Below are 1370 nucleotides of genomic sequence, written 5' to 3'. Positions count from 1 at the left end.
CGACGGTGACGACCGTCTTGAAACTCTTGGTCTTGTCGTTCAGCGGCCGGGTCAGATGCAGCACGGAAGGATGCGCCCCGGTGGCGATCTGGCGAAACAGCGACGACGCCGGATCGGGAGCGGCAAGGCTTTCCGGCGCCTGCGCGAAATCCGGGTGCTTCAGCAGATGATGCGCAAGGTGGAAGGCGAGCGTCGCCTTGCCGATGCCGACTGGCCCGGAAAAGATCAGCGCATGCGGCAGCTTGCCGGCGCGATAGGCGGCGGTGAGCACGCCTGCAGCCTGGCCGTGCCCGACCAGAAGGGGCGTTTCGGAGGGCTCCGGCACGCCGTCGAGCGTGTCGTGCTGCTCGGGTGCGATGCGCTCGAAGATCATGCCGGCGTCGCCTGCCTGTCGCGTGCCGGCGCTCTCGCCGCCAGCGCCGCGAACACTGCCGCGGTGACGACGTTCTCAACCGCGTCGGGCTCGGCGGCTGCGTCGACGACGATGCAGCGCTCCGGCTCGGCCTTGGCGATCGCCAGAAACGCCTCGCGGCGGGCCTGGTGGATCGCCAGCGTCTCCTTTTCGAAACGGTCGGCGACTGCCTCGGCGCCGCGCCGCAGCGTTGCGCGCCTCAGGCCTTCCGCTGGGTCGATGTCGAAGATCAGCGTCATGTCCGGCATCATGCCGTTGATGGCGACCTGTTCCAGCGCATCCATGAACGCCGGATCGATGCCGCCGGTGACGCCCTGATAGACGCGTGAGGAATCGAGGAAGCGGTCGCAAAGCACGATGGAGCCACGCTCGACCGCCGGCCGGATCACCTGCTCGACATGATCGGACCGCGCGGCGGCGAACAGCAGCGCTTCCATCTTCGGCCCGAACGGTTCGGCTGCGCCCGACAGCAGCACATGCCTGACCGCTTCGGCGCCCGGCGAGCCGCCGGGTTCGCGGGTAAGCAGCACGTCGTATTTCTTGGCGCGCATCTTCCTGGCCAGCCGCTCGATCTGCGTCGACTTGCCTGCCCCCTCGCCGCCTTCGAAGGTGATGAAAAAACCGCGTGCCAACCGAGAGGCCTTCTTGTCCATGGCTGAATGGGATTGTAGCGCTCTAGATAGTCCGCGTTGGGCCAAACGTCCATGCCGTCGATTTTTTGCCCTTATGCATGCCGTTCCCCAAAACCATGGCTGGTTTTGAGCGACATGCGTTAGCGCAGCCAGCCGATCCCCAGTGCCTTGACGGCATCGAGCGCGCGCTGCGGCAGCGTGCCGACGCCGATCGATTCGGCAGCGAAAAGCGGCGTCTCCTGGCTCAGCGTATCGCCGATCCAGACGCGCAGCGCACCCACCGGCTGCCCCTCCTCCACCGGTGCTGCAACCGGGCCGTCATAGAC

Annotated in this window: 1 protein-coding gene and 2 pseudogenes; all 3 read right to left on the bottom strand. The window is 66.6% G+C overall.

Annotated elements, in window-relative coordinates; translation table 11 throughout:
• Positions 1 to 373, bottom strand: a pseudogene (locus tag ENZ74_RS31840) (DNA polymerase III subunit delta'); the annotation flags it as partial.
• Entirely contained in the window at positions 370 to 1044 is a 675-nt protein-coding gene (gene tmk / locus ENZ74_RS31835; RefSeq protein ID WP_063170241.1) for a dTMP kinase, read from the bottom strand. The gene tmk and the pseudogene ENZ74_RS31840, both read right to left, overlap by 4 nt.
• Before the next feature lie 140 nt (positions 1045 to 1184).
• A pseudogene (locus ENZ74_RS31830) lies at positions 1185 to 1370 on the bottom strand (D-alanyl-D-alanine carboxypeptidase); the annotation flags it as partial.

Source organism: Mesorhizobium sp. M7A.F.Ca.CA.002.15.2.1 (assembly GCF_003998715.1).
Lineage (GTDB): Bacteria > Pseudomonadota > Alphaproteobacteria > Rhizobiales > Rhizobiaceae > Mesorhizobium > Mesorhizobium ciceri.
This window is presented reverse-complemented; position numbering and strand designations above follow the sequence as displayed.